This is a genomic window from Leptolyngbya sp. O-77 (assembly GCF_001548395.1).
In the GTDB taxonomy this organism is placed as follows: Bacteria; Cyanobacteriota; Cyanobacteriia; order Elainellales; family Elainellaceae; genus Thermoleptolyngbya.
Map to the genome: position 1 here is coordinate 794841 of NZ_AP017367.1, position 18182 is coordinate 813022.

Annotated in this window: 16 protein-coding genes; 7 read left to right on the top strand and 9 right to left on the bottom strand. The window is 57.9% G+C overall.

What is annotated here, in order from left to right:
* Window positions 1–26: 26 nt before the first annotated feature.
* The 3 genes from O77CONTIG1_RS03400 to O77CONTIG1_RS03410 all read right to left on the bottom strand — a co-directional run bounded on the left by O77CONTIG1_RS03400 (window position 27) and on the right by O77CONTIG1_RS03410 (window position 6066).
* On the bottom strand, window positions 27–3056 hold the full coding sequence (locus O77CONTIG1_RS03400) for a PAS domain S-box protein (RefSeq protein ID WP_084782107.1): 3030 nt from the start codon (window positions 3054–3056) through the stop codon (window positions 27–29).
* Between the two features lie 424 nt (window positions 3057–3480).
* Window positions 3481–4095: a chorismate lyase gene (locus tag O77CONTIG1_RS03405; protein WP_068508079.1), complete on the bottom strand. Its 615-nt coding sequence runs from the start codon at window positions 4093–4095 to the stop codon at window positions 3481–3483.
* Between the two features lie 354 nt (window positions 4096–4449).
* On the bottom strand, window positions 4450–6066 hold the full coding sequence (locus tag O77CONTIG1_RS03410) for a gamma-glutamyltransferase family protein (protein ID WP_084782110.1): 1617 nt from the start codon (window positions 6064–6066) through the stop codon (window positions 4450–4452).
* Between the two features lie 281 nt (window positions 6067–6347).
* Between O77CONTIG1_RS03410 and O77CONTIG1_RS27710 the strand changes: the two genes are divergently transcribed.
* From O77CONTIG1_RS27710 to O77CONTIG1_RS03430, 5 genes are all read left to right on the top strand, one after another.
* Complete coding sequence (locus O77CONTIG1_RS27710) at window positions 6348–6470, top strand: SAM-dependent methyltransferase (protein WP_286132516.1); 123 nt, start codon at window positions 6348–6350, stop codon at window positions 6468–6470.
* Window positions 6471–6478: 8 nt separating this feature from the next.
* The gene (locus tag O77CONTIG1_RS03415) at window positions 6479–7099 is read left to right on the top strand and encodes a precorrin-2 C(20)-methyltransferase (protein WP_286132517.1); all 621 of its coding nucleotides are present in this window, start codon (window positions 6479–6481) and stop codon (window positions 7097–7099) included.
* 63 nt (window positions 7100–7162) lie between these two features.
* Entirely contained in the window at window positions 7163–8395 is a 1233-nt protein-coding gene (locus tag O77CONTIG1_RS03420) for a hypothetical protein (protein WP_068508081.1), read from the top strand.
* A gap of 15 nt (window positions 8396–8410) precedes the next feature.
* Window positions 8411–9463, top strand: coding sequence for a bifunctional heptose 7-phosphate kinase/heptose 1-phosphate adenyltransferase (locus tag O77CONTIG1_RS03425; RefSeq protein ID WP_068508083.1), 1053 nt, complete (start codon window positions 8411–8413; stop codon window positions 9461–9463).
* Between the two features lie 254 nt (window positions 9464–9717).
* Complete coding sequence (locus tag O77CONTIG1_RS03430) at window positions 9718–10305, top strand: YdcF family protein (protein WP_068508085.1); 588 nt, start codon at window positions 9718–9720, stop codon at window positions 10303–10305.
* A gap of 33 nt (window positions 10306–10338) precedes the next feature.
* On the opposite strand, the gene O77CONTIG1_RS03435 is transcribed toward O77CONTIG1_RS03430, so the two are convergent.
* From O77CONTIG1_RS03435 to rpaB, 6 genes are all read right to left on the bottom strand, one after another.
* Complete coding sequence (locus O77CONTIG1_RS03435; RefSeq protein WP_068508087.1) at window positions 10339–10632, bottom strand: DUF2288 domain-containing protein; 294 nt, start codon at window positions 10630–10632, stop codon at window positions 10339–10341.
* Between the two features lie 329 nt (window positions 10633–10961).
* The gene (locus O77CONTIG1_RS03440) at window positions 10962–11594 is read right to left on the bottom strand and encodes a lysophospholipid acyltransferase family protein (protein WP_068508089.1); all 633 of its coding nucleotides are present in this window, start codon (window positions 11592–11594) and stop codon (window positions 10962–10964) included.
* 45 nt (window positions 11595–11639) lie between these two features.
* The gene (fabD, locus tag O77CONTIG1_RS03445; RefSeq protein WP_068508090.1) at window positions 11640–12530 is read right to left on the bottom strand and encodes an ACP S-malonyltransferase; all 891 of its coding nucleotides are present in this window, start codon (window positions 12528–12530) and stop codon (window positions 11640–11642) included.
* A gap of 49 nt (window positions 12531–12579) precedes the next feature.
* A complete protein-coding gene (locus O77CONTIG1_RS03450; protein WP_068508091.1) occupies window positions 12580–13593 on the bottom strand; it encodes a beta-ketoacyl-ACP synthase III in 1014 nt (337 codons plus the stop codon).
* Entirely contained in the window at window positions 13593–14666 is a 1074-nt protein-coding gene (gene plsX, locus O77CONTIG1_RS03455; protein ID WP_084782113.1) for a phosphate acyltransferase PlsX, read from the bottom strand. The genes O77CONTIG1_RS03450 and plsX overlap by 1 nt, the downstream gene beginning before the upstream one ends.
* A 199-nt stretch (window positions 14667–14865) precedes the next feature.
* The gene (gene rpaB / locus O77CONTIG1_RS03460; protein ID WP_197673308.1) at window positions 14866–15597 is read right to left on the bottom strand and encodes a response regulator transcription factor RpaB; all 732 of its coding nucleotides are present in this window, start codon (window positions 15595–15597) and stop codon (window positions 14866–14868) included.
* A 632-nt stretch (window positions 15598–16229) separates the two neighbouring features.
* On the opposite strand from rpaB, the gene radA reads away from it, so the two are divergent.
* A complete protein-coding gene (gene radA / locus O77CONTIG1_RS03465) occupies window positions 16230–17744 on the top strand; it encodes a DNA repair protein RadA (protein ID WP_068508096.1) in 1515 nt (504 codons plus the stop codon).
* Window positions 17734–18174, top strand: coding sequence for a hypothetical protein (locus tag O77CONTIG1_RS03470; RefSeq protein ID WP_156434896.1), 441 nt, complete (start codon window positions 17734–17736; stop codon window positions 18172–18174). Before radA ends, O77CONTIG1_RS03470 begins: the two co-directional genes overlap by 11 nt.
* Window positions 18175–18182: the final 8 nt, after the last annotated feature.

Here is an 18182-nt window from a genome sequence, read left to right on the forward strand (position 1 = left end):
CTGAATCACTGCTGATTACAGCTTATCTAATTGATGACACTCCCTAGGGTTTCCGACAAATCAGCACCCGTGGCGATTTTTTCCAGAACCCGCTTTTGCCCTGCCAGCAGTTGTTCTGACTGCTTGCGCTCAGTAATGTCGCGGGAAACGGCAATAATTTCCTGAACTTGCTGTGTCGCCGGATCGCGTAGCGCTTTACTGCGCGTTTCAAACCAGACATAGTGACCATCAGCGTGACAGATGCGATAGATCACCGGCCCACTACTCACCAGCAGAGCCTGGAGAAGGGCTGTTTTGAGCAGGTCTTCACGATCTTGGGGGTGCAGCAGATCCGCGAGCGATCGCCCGACCAGATCTTCTGGACCGTAGCCCAGCAGCGCCCGGCAAGCTGGGGAGGCATAGCGATAGGTGCCATCAGGCGCATGACCAGAAATCAGATCAGTGGCGTGTTCGGTGAGCAGCCGATAGCGAGACTCGCTCTGACGCAGGGCAGCAGCAGCCTGCGCCCGCTCCAGTGCCAGGGAAAGCCCCGCCGCCGCCGCCCGCAGCAAATCCACCTCCGCCGCCGTCCAGGTTCGCGCCTCCACGCAATTTGAAAAACCAATAAACCCAAAAAACTCGCCATTCACCAACAGCGGCAACACCAGTAGAGACAGTACGCCCTGCGGCTCCAGCACAGCCCGTTCCGAGGCAGACAGATCTGCCACAATGCCTGCGTAGGGTCGTCCTTCGGAGAGGATCTGTTCAAACTGAGTGGAATAGTCGAGATAGCGCAGCCCTTGCAGCAGCGGTCGGTCGATGTTGGGAGAGATTCCCTCGGCGCACCATTCATGCACATAGTGCATCCGCAAATTGCCGTCCGAGTCGCGGCTGTTTTCAAACACGTAGACCCGACTCGTACCGGAAATCTGCCCTAGGCGCTGGCAGACAAGGGCATAAATTTCTGCCTGATCCTCTAGCAATAGCAACTGCTGCTGCACGTCCACTATCGTCGCGAGGTACTGCTCTCGCCGGGCCAAGGCTTCTTCAGCCTGCTTGCGCTCGGTGGTGTCGTCGTAGGAGCCAAGAATGCCAATAATCTTGCCGTCGGCATCTCGAATCGGCACCTTGCTGACATCCTGCCAGATCTCGCGGCCGTCGGCCAGCACCTTTTTGCGGACCATGTGCAGTTGGGCTTGGCCAGTTGCAAGCACTTCGCGATCGCTCTTTACATAGCGCTCGGCCTGGTCGGCGGGCCAGAGGTCATGGTCAGATTTTCCCACCAAGTCTTCTGGACGCTCGAATCCGGCGGAATGGGCAAAGTTGCGGTTGCCGCCGCGATAGATGAGATCGCAGTCTTTCCAGAAAACGTGCTGGGGAATATTGTCGATAATCAGCCGCAGAAACGCCTCTTGTTCTCGCAGGGCCCGCTCAGTGCGCTTGCGCTGGGTAATATTTCGCACGCTGACAATGAAAATTGGGTCAGCGGCTTGGCAACCCACCGGGCTGTTTAACGAACAGGCAAACAGATTGCCCAGCCGGTTGTCCAAGATTTGATTGCTGCTCTGAAGCGATTCTGCACCGCAGTCAGCAATGCGAGCCTCAAAATAGCGTTCTTCACCTTGCAGCAGCAGGCTATATTCCAGGGTTTGCACGGTTCCAGTTTGCTCTGCCTGGGCGATCGCCTGCATCATCGACTGCACGACCCCAGCAGGCAACAGTTCATCAATTTGGCGACCCAGCTGATCGCTTAAGGGACACACCAGATCATCGTCTTGCTCGGCTTGAATATATAGACAAGTGCCCCGCCGATCGACAATAAACAGCATTTCTGGCAGCGCCCTCAGCAGGTTGCGGTTAAGCGCTGCGCTTTGGCGCGACGCATCTTCGGCCTGCTTGCGGTTGGTCATGTCTTCTACGATGGTAAAGGTAAATTGCAGCGCTCCTTGCTCATCGCGCACGGCGCAGACCGTCAAGTTTGCCCAAAAGATGCTGCCGTCTTTGCGAATGTAGCGCTTTTCGATTTGGTAGTGGTTGCGTCGCCCTTCGATCATGTCTTGCAGCAGAGCCAGATCAATTTCTAGATCTGCTGGGTGGGTATAATCCTTGAAGTTCATACTGTAGAACTCTTTTCGGCTATAGCCAAAGATTTGGGTCGAGGCAGTGTTGACATCAATAATGCGACCGTCTAGCGCAGTCATGCCAATGCTCATGTTGGCGTGTTCAAAAACGGCGCGAAATCGAGACTCGTTTTGCCGCAGGGTCACTTCCGTGTGACGCAACTGCATTGCCGTACCCAGCCGAGCGGCGATCGCCCCCATCAGTTGCATGATTTGAGGATCTTCAGCGCGGGCTTCGCGGCTGACAAAAACCAGCACCGCTAGCGGGCGATCGCTCTCCATCACAGGCACCGCCAGCGCCGATCGCCAGTTTGGGCCTCCGTTTAGAGCGATGTTTTGAGGAATGTTTGGAGCCAAGTTTGGAGCCAGGTTTGGGGCTAAGGCTGGATTGGTCTGCGTCGCAGGTACAGGCGATTCTTCTCGCGCCTCCGGAGGCTGCGTCGTCAGATCCACAGCCCACTCCGCCTGCCGCTGCTTCCACGCCCGCTCCAGCAGCGCCACCCCTGCACATCCCAACAGGTCTGCGACTGGCAGATTTGTAACTGGCAGGTTTGTAACTGGCGCATCTACAGTCAGCGCATCTGGCTCTACCGAACCGTCCTGCACTGCCAGCGGACTGATCCAACTCGCCGCCCATCCCTGCTGTGCTAGAGGGTCGTAGGGAAGCCAGCAGACTCCCAGCCCCCACTCGCCCGCTTCACAGACCTGCTGGAGAAAACAGCGCAAATGGGCAGCAAACTCTTCATGTCGAGTTTTCAGAATCCAGCTTTGTGGGTCAAACGAAGCCGCTAAGCGATGAAGCGCTTCTGTCCCTTTATCCCGTTTTGTAGTCGGCTCTGTAGGCGGCTCTATGGTCGGGTCTATTTCACCAAAGCTTTCAGTTTTCTGTCCTTCACCTACGCTACAGGAAACATCTGTTTCAGGAAGTAAGCGCCGCGACTGATCAGGCATCATCATGACAGATAAGGCTGGGATAAGAGACCCCTGTAAGGTGTTGCTGCATACACGATGCAGATACAACGCAAAACCGTCCCCTTTACTAATTTAAAGATGCGCTCAGTCACCCAGATTTGTATCGCTGAGCCAGAAAGATTAAGGATCTATTTTTCTTTGTAGCCAGACTTTGTAGCCAGACTTTGTAGCCAGAAACCTTCGCTAAAAGCGCCAGGATTATCTGCAAGCCTAACGGGACGAGCAATCGCTCCGCAACTGAAACATTGCGGAGAGAAACAGTTCGATTGGCAATCCCTTCCGTTTTGCGGGGTGAAATTTTACTTGGCAGCCTTCTGATGGCGATCGCGCTTCTTCTAGTTCAAGCGGTGGCTTGGGGACATATAACAGCAACAGCCTTGCTATGCCGATCCAAAGTTAAATATGGCAGTTAAGTGTGGCGTACCGGGCCCAGATATTGCTTGAGATAGGGTGAAAACACTTCGTAAATCAGCGTAATCGGGTGTCCGTGATGCCAAAAGAGATAATGTCGCCCCCAAAACGGCCCCGCTTCGCCAAACGCCAGTTCCAAACTTGGCGAATGCCCATAGTAAATTCCCTGCACATCTCGGTATAGCTCTCGGTGCGGAGCCGCGTCAGGTTGACCCCAGATCCCCAGCGAACGATTTTGCAGATATTCATCGACATGTTCAGCGTTCCACCAGGAAGTCGCATAGGCGAGGCGCTGCCCCGATGCTGTGCGAAGCCACACCTGTCGCCGCACCCGCGGCCCCGGCACTACGGAAAGTTGCTCCGGCGCATAGTCATGATCCATGCCTACCAGCGACATATCGATTACATCTACCTCAGTCGGTTCCCCTGTCAGCAATTGCAAGTGGCGGGTGGGGGAACCATCTCCCAGCAGCAGCATTTGCCACGCCGGAGCCAGTTGGTGGTGGGGCAAGCCTTTTTGCACGATGTCTTCTCCACCCTGCCAGAGCGGATTTAGGGCGTGCCAGGCAGTGGGTAGGGTTGGGCGTTGGGAAGGCTTGATAGCTGGAGTCAAGGCGCGTTGGGGGTTAGGGATTGGGGGGATGGGTTAGGTCGGCCGCTAAAGATTAACCGGACGCTTGGCCAGACGGCTGACAATGCCGCTAACCCACGACGACAGTGCTGGCTGGCTCTGGCGCTGTAGCCTCTTGAGACTCTTGGAGACATCACCCAAGACAGCCTGAGAGCAGTCCTTTACAAAACTTTAAGCTTATACTTGCATCATACCGCGAATTGCGGGCGTGGTGGGCTGGCAGAAATGCCCTACCTCCCGCAAGTCTCAGCTCTTCCCTCTTCGTTCTTCCCTCTTCGTTTTTCCCTCTTCCCTCTTCGTTTTTCCCTCTTCGTTTTTCCCTCTTCCCTCTTCCCTCTACAGGGCGATCGCCAATCCATCAGCTCTGGGTTCCGAAGCGGCAATCAGGGTGCTGCCCTGCTTTAGGATGATCTGTCCTTTACCAAACTGGCTGACTTCAGCGCTGAGCTGGATGGCGTGATGGCGATCGCCCAACGCTCGTACCACAGAAGGCGGTACGGCCTGTTCCAGCAGCACCAAGTTGTCTCGAAGGAACCGCCAGCGGGGAGCATCTAGCGCCGCTTGGGGGTTCATGCCATAGTCGGTCAAGTTCACCCACCACCTGTACATGGCCCTGGGGGCTGCATGGGTGCGCCCATTACGCCGAAGGGGCCGAGCGGCTGTCCGTTGCGGGTCAAAAAAGCCGGGGATAATCGTGTGAAACGGGCGCTTGCTGGGGCATAGTCGTTGGGGTGTCCGGGTTTTAGCGTGAAGCCCTGCGCCGCGATTGTGCAGGGCGATGCCTGTATCGGGGATCAAAATGCCGCTGCCAAAGCCTTCGTAGTTGGACTGGATGAAGGACACCATCAGATCGGGTTCGGCGGCGACGAGGAACACCGTGCCACCTTTGGGGATGCCGGGTTTTGCCAGGGGCAGGGCGGTATCGGAAATGAGGGAGCGGCGATCGCCCGCATAGCCCTTGTCTAGCAGCCACGCCGGGTCAAATTCCATACTGTGGGGGTCGGCGACATAGCGATAGGCATCAGCAAAGGCCAGCTTGATGGCCTCGATTTGCCAGTGGAAGCTGTCGGCCGAATCGCGGGGATAGCGCCCCAAATCAACGCCTTCCAGGATGTTGAGCGCCATCAGCGCGGCGATGCCCTGGCCATTGGGCGGCAGTTCCCACACCGTCAGGTCGCGGTAGGTCGTCGAAATCGGCGCAACCCAGTCGGCGGTATGACTTTCCAGATCTGCCATCGTCAAAAATCCGCCCGTGCTGGCAGCAAAGCGGGTGATTTTCTGGGCCAACTCGCCGGTGTAAAATGCCTCACCGCCGGATTGGGCGATCGCTCGCAGGGTTCTGGCATGGCCCTCGCTGCGCCAGATTTCGCCCGCCTTGGGAGCGCGATTCGCAAAGCGATCCCCACGGGAATCGCCCGCAAAAAACACTCGCTTAAACGGTTCAAACTCCTTCCCTTGTAGCGGCAAAAACACCCGCTCTGCCCGTTGCCACGCCCGCGCTGTCTCTGGCGACACCGGAAAGCCCTGTTCTGCATAGCGAATCGCGGGTTCAAACAATTGCTCAAAGGGGAGTTTGCCCCACCGCTGCCAGAGCGATCGCCAGCCCGACACCGCCCCTGGCACCGTCACCGCCCGCCAGTCGCACGGTGGCACTGTCGCCAAGTCGCCAAACGCTGCTCGCGCCAGCCCTTGGGGACTCCGCCCCGACGCATTCAGCCCGTGCAGTTGCCCGTCCCACACCATCGCAAACGCATCCGACCCGATGCCGTTGGAGGTGGGTTCCACGACCGTCAGGGCGATCGCCATTGCCAGCGCCGCATCCACCGCATTCCCCCCTGCCCAGATCATCTCAGCCCCCGCCATCGTCGCCAGCGGCTGACTCGTCGCCATCGCGCATCGCTGCCCCATGATGACGCGACGACCAGAGGGATAGGGATAGTCGGTGAGGGTCATATAGAAGCCTAGACGCGGGAAGAAGGGTTAAAAGGTTATGGACTGGATAAGGCAAAGAGTCATGACAAATTAGAAGAGTCACAATCAATAGTAGTGACACCCCATTAGTAGTGACACCCCATTAGTAGTGACACCCCATTTTCTTGCATCGTGAAAGACTTACTGCCCTAAAGAGCCAAGACGTTTCAGATCATCCCACCAGCTTCAAAAACACTGTAGGCTCAATGGAGCGCCTGCAAAAGCACCCCTTCCCTCTTCGTTCTTCCCTCTTCCCTCTTCCTATGACAGGTACTCTCTACGGTGTGGGCGCTGGCCCTGGCGACCCAGAACTGATTTCGGTCAAAGGGCTGCGGCTGTTGCAGTCGTCGCCTGTAGTGGCGTTTCCAGCGGGGGCTGGGAGGTAAGCAGGGGTGTGGCGCAGCAGATTGTGGCGCAGTGGTTGCGACCAGAACAGGTACAGTTGACGCTGGACTTTCCCTATGTGCAGGATGAGGCAACCCTAAGACAAGCCTGGGAAGCGGCTGCGGCACAGGTCTGGAACTATTTGCAGCGGGGCGACGACGTGGTGTTTGTGTCTGAAGGAGATGTCAGCTTTTATAGCACCTTTACCTATCTGGCGCAGACCGTAATGCAGCAGTATCCAGAAGCGCAGGTGGAGACAGTTCCCGGGCATCTGCTCTCCAATGGCGGCGCGGCGGCGGCGCTGGGTCTGCCGCTGACCGTGCGGGCCGAGCGGCTGGTGGTGCTGCCTGCTTTATACACGGTTGCAGATTTGGAAACGGCGCTGGATACGGCTGATGTGTTGGTTTTAATGAAAGTGAGTTCAGTGTACGAACAAGTCTGGTCTGTGCTGGAGCGGCGCGGTCTGCTTCAGCACAGTTACGTGGTCGAGCGGGCCAGCCAGCCGACGCAGGTGATCTATGCCGACTTGCGCGATCGCCCTTCCCTAAAGCTGCCCTATTTTTCGCTGCTGTTGGTGAAGTGTGGCGGAGATCAGCGATTGCCGACCCCCGCTCCGACCTCCCTACGCTAAAATTTCAGAGGCTTTCGACGAAGCGCGTATGACCTATTACTCTGCTGAACCCTATCCCGAAAATTGGCTACAACGGTGGTCGCAGGAGCCGCTATTCTGGGCGGCGCTGGCTTCAGTCGGGACGCATCTGTTGCTGTGGGGCGTTTTTTGCCATTTTTGCCAGGGCAAAAGCTGCCGAGCGAGCGGCAAGTGCAGCGGCCGGTGTCGCTGGTGCAGCTCACGCCGGAGGAACTGAGCCGCGTTCCCAGCTTTGCCCAGCCAAATTTGGAATTGCCCACCTTCTCGAATCCGTCTACGACGCTGCCCCAGCCCGCTCCGGGGTCGTCCTTTAGCCTGTCGCCGCTGCCGGGGCAAACGGGGCGATCGCCCTCTGCCCTGCCGCCCTTTTTCGTGCCGCCTGCGCCGCCCCTGCCGCCCCTACCGCCGCTGTCGTCCTTGAGTCCTCGCTACAGCGCTACCAGTCGTCCCCGGACGACGCTGCCGCCCCGCTCGACCTTTACGCTGCCCCCTTCGTCCGCGCCGTCGTCGATTCCGTCGATTGTGCCCTCGCCGTCTCCGTCCATTCCATCGCTAGACCCAGAGTTTTCGACGGATGGGCCCTCGCTGCGGCTGCCCGCTGGCTCTCAAAACAATTCGCCCCTGTTCCCCACGCTGCCATCGGTAATTGCCAGCCCCTCGCCTGCGCCGTCGATTGCGTCCTCACCCAGCCCGACAGCCTCGCCCAGCCCGGCGGCTTCGCCGACGGTCGAGGCCTCCCCAGCGCCCAGCCCGGCGGCTTCTCCAGCGGCTCCCAGTTCTCTAGCGGCTTCGCCAACCCCGACCGCGCCTGCCCTGTCGCCTGCTCAGCAGCTCGCAGCCCTCCAGCGCGATCGCCCGGAACTGTTTGCCTACAATCCTCAGGGGACGAATCCTGATGAGGCGAATCTAGCCTACATTGCCTGGTTTGATCAGCTTGGTGTGGAAATTCCCGATCCCGACGCGGTGCGTCCCCGCGAGATTGCGGTCGAACTGCCGCTGAATGCCTGCCTGCTTCAGCTAGAGCTAGATGAAGACAAAGTGCCATCGGCAGTGGTTGGCGTGGTGGTAGATGCTGAAGGCAAACAGGTGCAACCGCCGACGCTGCTGCGGAGTTCTGGCTATGGCATCTTGAATGCCGATGCGATCGCCGTCGTGCGGACTCGCCAAATTGAAAACACCACAGGCGAAACTCGTCCCTATCTGTTTGAAGTGAAATACTCGCAGGAGAATGAGCGCTGCCCCGATCTGCCTGCGCCCACTCCGTCGCCTGCCAGCTAGAAGGGAGGCAAGTGCATGGTAGAGGCAGCGTTTTTGGAACACCTGCGGGCGATCGCCCCCCGGCTGAACGCGCTGATGGATCGGTTTACCGAGGCGCGGGTGCTGGTGGTAGGCGACCTGACGCTAGACGAGTTTCTGACGGGGCAGGTGGAGCGACTGTCGCGGGAGGCTCCGGTGCTGATCCTGCGGCATGAGGAAACGCGACAGATTCCGGGCGGCGGCGCAAATGCAGTCTATAACTTGGCGAAACTGGGGGCCCAGGTCAAGTCGGTGGGGCTGGTGGGCAAGGATGAGCAAGGGGCGGTGCTGCGGCGCATTTTTGAGGCGGCAGGTATTGACACAGCCGGTATTTTGCTGGATGGCGATCGCCCCACTGTCACCAAAACGCGCATTTCGGGACACGCCCGCCAGTCGGTGACGCAGCAGATTGTGCGGGTCGATCGCAAGTCCGATGCGCCTGTCGATTCTGACTTGCAGCTTGCGCTGGCGGACTATATTCGGCAGCACCTTAATACCGTAGATGCGGTGGTTTGTTCGGACTATGGCGATGGCGTGCTGAGTGCCCCGGTGATCGAAGCAGCCTTGCAGCACTCGCTCACAGTGGTAGACACCCAAATCGACCTGCACCGCTTTGCTGGAGCCACGGTTTTCACACCCAACCTGCCGGAAGCAGAAAAAGCTGTAGGCTATGGAATTACAGGGGGCGATTCGCGAAGCGCTCCCTCCAGCAATCGCCTTGCCCAGGCAGGAGCCGATCTGTTGCGTCTGACCCGTGCCCAGCACATGCTAATCACTCGCGGCGAGGAGGGCATGAGCCTATTTAGCCAGGACGGTTCCCAGCACCATATCCCTGCGTTTAACCGGACAGATGTGTTCGACGTGACGGGCGCGGGGGATACGGTGGTGGCGGCGCTGACGCTGGGGCTAATCGTCGGCGCAACGCCTGTAGAAGCGGCAATCCTGGGCAACCTGGCCGCCAGCATTGTCGTCCGTCAATTTGGTACAGCTACGACCAGCGTGGCGGAAATGAAAGCTGCCCTCCGGAGCTTGGTGGAAGCCAGCAAGTAACCCGCCGAGAATCGAAAGATTTCTGTAGCCTGTTGGGATCTGCCTTCAAGTGATGCGATAGAGTGTTAGCACTTGAGTCGCCGTCTGCGGAGTCGCCGTCTGCGGAGTCACCGTCTGCGGAGAGGCAATCGCACCCATGAAGTGCGGTGAGGCAAATTCCTGTGCCCATTGGGATTGCGGAAAAAGGTTTAGCTGGTTACCGTTTAAGGGGTTCTCTCAAGTAAGATTGCTTCGGATTCGCACTGCGCTGCATCATGTCTTCTATCTTTCCCACCACTCGTCGTCGCCAGCGGCAATTTGGGTTTGCCAAGCTGCTGGGTGTTGCCCTGGTGCTAGGGCTGGGCTACGTTGCGCTCAAGGAGGTTAGAGCTTTGTTGCGAGAGCCGGAGGCGGTGCTGGTGCTGGGCGGGTCAACAGCGAGAGAACGGTTTGCGGCAGAGTTTGCCCGCAAGCACCCCGACCTGCCCGTTTGGATTTCGTCGGGCAGCAACCCAGAATATGCAGAATGGGTGTTTGAGGAAGCTGGAATTGGGCGCGATCGCCTCCGGTTGGACTATCGAGCAGTCGATACTCTGACCAACTTCACGACGCTGGTAGATGAGTTTGAGTCGCAGGGCATCAGCAGCATTTACCTAATTACGTCTGACTATCATATGCGCCGTGCCTGGGTAATTGGCAAAATCGTTTTGGGCAGCCGGGGCATCGAGTTTAAGCCTGTGGAAGTGCCTTCGACGCAGCCCACCGAGACTACCGATAAGGTGGTGCGCGATGCCGCCAGAGCCGTGCTATGGGTAACAACCGGGCACACAGGCGCTACCCTGGGCCGCTATTTTCGAGACTAGCCTTACTGCATCGCTCAGCCTTGCTGCCAGCGGCTACGCCAACACGTCCTGCACCAGCACGTAGGGCTGCAAAATCAGCGCGTTAAACCGCTTGTTGCGGCTGCTACTCCAGGCTTTGATTTGCTCAGAGCTGGGCTTTTGGATTAGCCCTTCGTCAATCCACCGCTGCACTAGTGTGGTGTGATCCGAGGCGATCGCCACGCCCACATCCAGCAAGTCTAGACCCGCGCCCACCAGCACCAGCGCATTTCGCTCGGCATGGGGCATCAGCCAGTCCCATTCTGCCTCGCCCATCGTGCCCGCCAGTTCTGCCCGCAAATCCTGCATTCCGACAACCCTCGCTACTCAACATGGTTGGTCTAGTCCTATAGACCGCAGTTCGATAAGATTCCCCTAAAATCAGGCGGTTCCCTTACAAAAACTCTATAGACCTTACCGAGATCTGCCGCAAAGTACAAATCATGTCACGTTCGTCGCGCAATATCCCGCAATACAAGGCCACTACACCCTAAAGCTGACGTGGACGCAGAGGCGCAAACCCGCAGCCGCAAGCCAGAAGCCGTTAGGTAATTTAAGCCTTAATTCCTAGCCCTTGATTCCCAGCCCTGACTAATTTTTAGTCCAGTCTAGGTTTATTTATAATTCTTAACATAAATTTACCGCCCCAGGTCATGCATCGCATGAATTGTGTCTACACAGTGCTGCGTGACCCGCTCTAGGGCAGAGCGATCGCCCGCGGGCGGCTGAATAGGCTGTCCTATTCGCACTGTAATGGGAACTGGGCGGGGAAATCGACTGCCCTTGGGGAGAATTGCCTCTGTACCCCAGAGGCTAACGGGCAGCAGGGGCGCCTGCATCTTAGACGCAATCATCGCTGCGCCTAATTTGGCTTCAGGGATTCGTCCGTCGGGGGTGCGCGTGCCAGATAGGAAAATTCCCACCGCCCAGCCCTGCTCAAGCTGACGCATTGCCGCTCGAATCGCGCTGCGGTCCGCCGAACCCCGCTTCACCGGATAGGCTCCGTAGAGGGCGATCGCCTGCTTTAGCACGGGCACGCGAAACAGTTCTTCCTTGGCCATGTAGGAGACGGGCCGCCGCACACAGCACGACAGCAGCGGCGGGTCAAAGTCGCTGGCATGGTTCGCCACCACAACCAGCGGCCCGTGTCGGGGCACGTTCTCTACACCATAGACCCGCCCGCGAAAGTAAAACCGCAGCATCGGGGCTACGACCGACCACTTGAACAGGTGGTAGAGAGCGAGGCTGGCCAGGGGTTCGCGATCGCGCATTTCAGGATGGTTGGGATGGTTGGGATGACGGAGGGTTTAACGGCATCATGCAGCCACGCGCTCGATATCGGCGATCGCCCCCACGTTTTCCAGCGCCACATCCGGGCAGGTGCGCTTGATAATACCCGTCAGCACCTTGCCAGGGCCGACTTCGACAACCCGCTCGATACCTGCCTGGGAAAGCTGGAGGGAGATTTCGCGCCAGCGGACGGAACCCGTCATCTGCCGATCGAGGCGGTCTTTTAGCACCGCAGCATCGGTGGCGGGCGTGGGGTCTACGTTGGACAAGACGGGGACTTGGGCCGTCTGAAACGCCACGCTATCCAGCACGGTGCGAAATTCTGCTGCTGCCTCTGCCATCAGGGGCGAGTGGAACGCGCCGCTGACGTTGAGCTTGATGGCCCGCTTGCACTTGACCCTAGACATAATGGATTCCACGGCGCTCGGCGTTCCCGAAATCACCACCTGACCCTCGTTGTTGTCGTTTGCCAGCACGACATCGGGCGTTTGGGCGATCGCTGCTTCGAGCTGCGCCCGGTCAAACCCCAGCAGCGCCGCCATCATCCCTTCGGACGCGCTATCCATGAGCGCAGCCCGGCGCTTCACCAGCCGCAAGCCCGACTCAAACTCAAACACCTGCGCCGCATACAGCGCCACATATTCACCCAAACTGTGACCCGCCACCAGCGAAGGTTGCAGACCTTTTTCCCGCAGCAAATCTACCAAGATGCTCTCAATTGTGTAGAGGCAGGGCTGGGTATAGAGCGTTTTAGACACCTTGTCGTCTTCGCTCTGACAAATCTCTGGCACCGACCAGCCCAAAATGTCTGCCGCCTGCTCAAACCGCTGCTGAGCGGCGGGCAAGTCAAATAGGTCAGCTCCCATCCCAATTGCCTGCGACCCCTGCCCAGGAAAGACCCACGCTGTCTTTGTCATATTTCAACGCCTAGTGATCAAGACCGTGATCCAAACTGTGATCAAAACTCTAATCGTCTAACCTTGCGCCCCAGCGAAACACCGCCGCGCCCCAGGTCAGTCCTGCGCCAAAGCCCGCTGTGGCGATAATGTCATCAGGCTTGATATCGCCCCGCCGCACGGCCTCATCTAGCGCTAGGGGAATAGACGCAGCGGAGGTGTTGCCGTAGCGGGCCATGTTGCTGATGACCTTTTCGCTAGGAATGCCCAAACGCTCCGCAACGGCATCGAGGATTCGCTGGTTTGCCTGATGCATCACCAGCCAGTCAATCTGATCGACCGTTAGCTCAGCCCGAAATAGCGCCTTCTCGATGACTTCAGGAACCCGCTTGACGGCAAAACGGTACACCTCCTGACCGTTCATCGTGATGGGCTGAAATGTGCCCTGGGCGATCGCCACTCCGTCCACCAGTTCTCTATCCTGACCCTGATAGGCCAGGTTCAGGCAGTGGTTCAGTGTGCCATCGCTGCGGAGTTCAAACCCCAACAGGCGATCGCGCTCACTGGCTTCCATCACCACCGCGCCCGCCCCATCGCCAAACAGAACACAAGTGCGGCGATCGCTCCAATCCACCCAGCGCGACAGCACATCTGCGCCAATAACCAGCGCCCTGCGATACACGCCATTCTGGATAAATTGTGCCGCCGTCACCAGACCAAACACAAAGCCCGAACAGGCCGCCGTCAGGTCAAAGGCTGTCGCCTGCGTTGCGCCCAAGTCGTGCTGAATCTGGCTGGCAGAGCCGAACAGATCATCGGGTGTAGAAGTCGCCAGCACAATCAGATCAATCTCTGAGGCAGAAACGCCTGCCATATCCAACGCATTTTGGGCGGACTGAGTGGCGATCGCCCGCAGAGAGCCTGCCGCATCTGCCAGTCGCCGCTGCCGAATGCCCGTGCGAGAGGCTATCCATTCATCCGAAGTGTCCACCACTCGGCTCAGGGCTTCGTTATCGAGGTAGCGCTCCGGCACAAAAGAGCCGCTGCCCGTAATTGCCACCCCCGCTCCAACTCGTTGCGCCATTATTCAACACTCTCTGGTTGTTCACCGCCGCGCAACAGCGACGATTGCCCATCTGCGACTGCCAGTTCTGGCGATTCATACTGCGCCCGAATCCGGCCCAAAACGCCATGATCGACCGCCTCCTTCGCCATCCGAATCGCATTGAAGATCGAAGGAGACTGAGAACTGCCGTGGCTGATAATGCAGATGCCCGCTACACCTAGCAGCAGTGCCCCCCCATGCTCAGCATGATCCATCCGCTGTTTAATGCGGCGCAGGTTCGGCTTGAGAATTGCAGTACCCAGCTTGCCGTTTAAACCCTGAGGCAATTCCTCGCGGACAATTTGCAGCATGACGCTGCCCACCGCCTCGGCAAACTTTAGCAGCACATTGCCCACAAAGCCGTCGCACACCACTACATCAAAATCGCCCGACAGCACATCGCGGCCTTCTGCGTTGCCAATAAAGGCAATGCGCGAATTTTCTTGCAGCATTTGATGGGCACGAACTGCCAGATCGTTGCCCTTAGAAGACTCTTCGCCAATATTTAGCAGTCCGACCTTGGGTTCTGGAATGCCGAGAACATACTTGGAATAAACCGACCCCATCACGGCAAACTGTTCCAAAAACTTGGGCCGACAGTCCACATTTGCGCCCACGTCCAGAATCAGCACGGGCTTAGCCGTCATCGTTGGCAGCACCGCCCCAATCGCTGGCCGATCAATCCCCGGCAGCCGCCCCAGCCGCAGCAGCGCTGCCGCCATCGCCGCACCCGAATGTCCCGCAGACACCACCGCATCGGCCCTGCCTTGACGCACCAAATCCATCGCCACGTTAATAGAAGCGTTGGGTTTGCGACGAATCGCCGTCAGCGGCTCCTCGTGCATTTCCACCATGTCTTCCGTTGGCACAATTTCCAAACCGGGAGGCACGCTATGGTGCTTGAGTGCTTCCTGAATCTGATCGGGCTTGCCGACCAGCAGAATATCTGCATCTAACTCTGCCTGGGCCCGCAGGGAACCCAAAACAATCTCCACCGGGGCAAAGTCCCCGCCCATTGCATCAACGGCAATCCGTGCTCGAGTTGAACCCATCGATCAACGTTATAGAAACCTCACAAATTTTATCAGATGGACTCTACCGGAAACCGGAGCGAGTCAGCGGAGTGCCCTGAATTCTTTGCCCTGAGTCTTCACACACCTGATCAGCGCATTGGGGTGCATTTAGGATGTGCATTAGTTTCAGGTGTATTAGCTCAAAGATGCGAGAGACAGGCGCAACGGAGACGCAAGATTACTCCACTTCACCCGGCGGCACGATCCGCTGGAACAGGTAGCCCGTTCCGCGTGCCGTGAGGATGAGTTCGGGGTTGCTGGGGTCGTCTTCGAGCTTAGCCCGCAGTCGAGAAATGTGAACATCGACCACGCGGGTATCGACATGGCGCTCTGGCGTGTAGCCCCACACTTCTTGCAGGATTTCAGAGCGGGAGAAGGGTTCGCCCGATCGCCCAACGAGCAGCTCCAACAGGCTGAACTCCATGCCGGTCAGCCGGATGCGCTCGTCGCCCTTGTAGACTTGGCGCTTGTTGGTGTCAATCCGAATCGTGTTGATTTGAATAACACCAGAGCTAGGAATACCCGTCGTACCCGTTTTTTCAACCCGGCGCAGCACCGAGCGGATGCGGGCCTCTAGCTCCTTGGGCGAGAAGGGTTTGACCACGTAGTCGTCTGCACCCAGCTCTAGCCCGGTGATGCGGTCAGCAACGTCGCCCAGGGCCGTCAGCATAATGATCGGTACGTCGGACTCTTTGCGAAGCTCCTGGCAAACCCCGTAGCCGTCGAGCTTGGGCATCATGACATCCAGCACAACCAGATCTGGATCGGAATGGCGGAAGGTTTCTAGCGCTTCTTCGCCATCGGCGGCCGTGACGACATCGTAGCCAATCATGGAGAGACGAGTTTCGAGAATGCGTCGGATGCTGGCTTCGTCGTCAACAACCAGAATTTTTTCTTTGTGATTCTCCAATTTAGTCAACACTCCTTGAAGCGATTATTTTTGATAGTTAATTCTTCCCAGACTATCATTAACAATAGTAGCCTATGCGCCTATCTTGAGCGCGTGAGATTCCCAATCTCCCTACATTTCAGGGTTTTTTAACATTTCTTGCGAATTCTAAGATAGTAATAAATCTATGGAAGATTTCGCCGCGTTTCATATTAAGAAACATTAATCTCAAACGGGTTCAAATTGCCTTTGTGGGGTTTGGGTTGCATCGAAAATTGCTGCATTGGAATGGGTCGGTTAAGATAGCCCCGCCCGGATACAGCGGTTTTGGAGCCAGTGAGGTGTGCGGATGGTTATGGTCAATAAGCCCTCGCCCTGTCAGGGCAGCGCGTGCGTCACCCCGCGAGAAGATGCTGTAAGGCCAAGACAGGAACTCCGATTCCTCTTAAAGATGTCGAGTTGAATGGAGGAGCTTTGATTAGTAGGGGGATTAGTAGGGGCTGGCGATCGCCCTTTTGAAGTAGCCAGAAGTAGCCGGAAGTAGTTCGGAAGTAGCCGGAAGCAAGCGGACAATCCGCTTTCTTCGCTGTATTGATCTAAGTAAATCACTGAATTCACTAAACTTTATTCTTGCGCTGCCTAGGTCTGCCGCTATGCCCAAGCCTCGAACGAGCTACGTCTGTAATGAGTGTGGCGCAGATTCGCCGCAGTATTTTGGCAAGTGTCCCTTTTGCGGAAGCTGGAATTCATTGGTGGAGCAGACGGTTGCACCAGCCAGCAGCGCTAAAACCGCGATGGGAGCCGTGAGCCGATCGCCCAAACGGGCCAGCGCCAATTCTAAAGGAGAGCCAAGGGCGATCGCCGCGCTCACCCTCCCCGAAATTTCCGACCATCCCCAGACCCGCATTGCCTCCGGCTATGGCGAACTGGATCGGGTGCTAGGCGGTGGCATTGTGCCCGGTTCCCTGGTGCTGGTGGGCGGCGACCCCGGCATCGGCAAATCAACGCTGCTGCTGCAAGTCGCCAATCAGCTTGCGACTCAGCACCGCGTACTCTACGTCTGCGCGGAGGAGTCGGGGCAGCAGGTGAAGCTGCGGGCGCAACGGCTGGGCGTGGGGAGCGGGGTGAAAATAGGAGAAGAAAGAAAAGAGAAAACTCAAGACCCTGTCACCCTGTCGCTCCAGCAGTCCAACGCCTCAACATCCCACTCCCTTTATCTTTTGCCGGAAATCGACCTGGAGACGATTCTGTCTGAACTGGAGTCGCTGCGGCCGACGGTGGCGGTGATCGACAGTATCCAGGCGCTCTATTTTGCTACGCTCAATTCGGCTCCGGGGTCGGTGTCGCAGGTGCGGGAGTGTACATCGGCGCTGATGCAACTGGCGAAACGGGAGCATATCACGCTGTTCATTGTGGGGCACGTCACCAAGGAAGGGGCGATCGCCGGGCCGAAGGTGCTGGAGCATCTGGTGGATACGGTGCTGTATTTTGAGGGCGATCGCTTTGCCAGCCACCGCCTGCTGCGCTCGGTGAAAAACCGCTTTGGCGCAACGAATGAGCTGGGCGTGTTTGAAATGGTGGATCGCGGGCTGGAGGAAGTGCAAAATCCCTCGGCGCTGTTTTTGAGCGATCGCGATGCAGAAACCCCCGGCACGGCCACCATTGTCGCCTGTGAGGGCACGCGCCCGCTGGTGGTGGAGCTACAAGCGCTAGCCAGCCCGACGAGCTATCCGTCACCCCGCCGCACCGCCACAGGCATTGAATACAACCGCCTGCTACAAATTCTCGCCGTGCTAGAAAAGCGCGTGGGCATTCCTCTGTCAAAGCTAGATGCCTACGTCGCCTCCTCCGGCGGCATCAACGTGGCCGAACCTGCGGCGGATTTGGGGGTGGCGATCGCCGTGGCCGCCAGTTTCCGCGATCGCGTGGTTGACCCCAGCACGGTGCTGATTGGCGAAGTGGGGCTGGGCGGCCAGGTGCGCCCCGTCTCGCAGATGGAGCTGCGGCTGAAGGAAGCGGCCAAGCTAGGCTTCAAACGGGCGATCGTGCCCGCCAGTCAGGCGGAGCATCCGGGACTGGGACTCGACATTATTCCCGTGGCGCGGGTGGTGGATGCGATCGCCGTAGCGCTGATGAGCGGCAATCGAGGGATGAGAGATGAGGGATGAATGGTTATTCCGCAGTCGATTCCGCCTTCATCCTTCCGCCTTCATCGAGCAATACATTCGCGTGATCGAGATGGAAGCCAAGCTGGTGATTAGCATGACCAAGACGCTGATTTATCCTGCTGTGCTGCGCCATTTGTCAGAGATTGCGGGGGCGATCGCCAGTCTGAAGACCATCGGGCTGCCCTTTGAAACCGCCAACGTCGAGCTAATCTCTGACCTGACCAGCAAAATGATGACCACCGTCGGTGAACTCAGCAGCGCCCTTGCTGTTCATGACTTCGCCACCACCGAGGAGCATATGCAGTATTGCGCTAAAACCCTGCGCCCGATTATGGATCGGGTGCGGAGCTATGCCGATGCGCTGGAGGACGAGGTCGCCGACGACCTGTGGCCCCTGCCCAAGTATCAGGAAATGCTGTTCATCAAGTAGCGCTTTCT

Excerpts from the sequence above, each read along its gene's own strand:
- plsX (WP_084782113.1), bottom strand. The coding sequence starts at position 14,666 with ATGGGTTCAACTCGAGCACGGATTGCCGTTGATGCAATGGGCGGGGAC.
- O77CONTIG1_RS03400 (WP_084782107.1), bottom strand. The coding sequence starts at position 3,056 with ATGATGATGCCTGATCAGTCGCGGCGCTTACTTCCTGAAACAGATGTT.
- fabD (WP_068508090.1), bottom strand. The coding sequence starts at position 12,530 with ATGACAAAGACAGCGTGGGTCTTTCCTGGGCAGGGGTCGCAGGCAATT.
- O77CONTIG1_RS03440 (WP_068508089.1), bottom strand. The coding sequence starts at position 11,594 with ATGCGCGATCGCGAACCCCTGGCCAGCCTCGCTCTCTACCACCTGTTC.
- O77CONTIG1_RS03435 (WP_068508087.1), bottom strand. The coding sequence starts at position 10,632 with ATGCAGGATTTGCGGGCAGAACTGGCGGGCACGATGGGCGAGGCAGAA.
- O77CONTIG1_RS03450 (WP_068508091.1), bottom strand. The coding sequence starts at position 13,593 with ATGGCGCAACGAGTTGGAGCGGGGGTGGCAATTACGGGCAGCGGCTCT.
- O77CONTIG1_RS03430 (WP_068508085.1), top strand. The coding sequence starts at position 9,718 with ATGTCTTCTATCTTTCCCACCACTCGTCGTCGCCAGCGGCAATTTGGG.
- O77CONTIG1_RS03410 (WP_084782110.1), bottom strand. The coding sequence starts at position 6,066 with ATGACCCTCACCGACTATCCCTATCCCTCTGGTCGTCGCGTCATCATG.
- O77CONTIG1_RS27710 (WP_286132516.1), top strand. The coding sequence starts at position 6,348 with ATGACAGGTACTCTCTACGGTGTGGGCGCTGGCCCTGGCGACCCAGAA.
- O77CONTIG1_RS03425 (WP_068508083.1), top strand. The coding sequence starts at position 8,411 with ATGGTAGAGGCAGCGTTTTTGGAACACCTGCGGGCGATCGCCCCCCGG.
- O77CONTIG1_RS03470 (WP_156434896.1), top strand. The coding sequence starts at position 17,734 with ATGAGGGATGAATGGTTATTCCGCAGTCGATTCCGCCTTCATCCTTCC.
- radA (WP_068508096.1), top strand. The coding sequence starts at position 16,230 with ATGCCCAAGCCTCGAACGAGCTACGTCTGTAATGAGTGTGGCGCAGAT.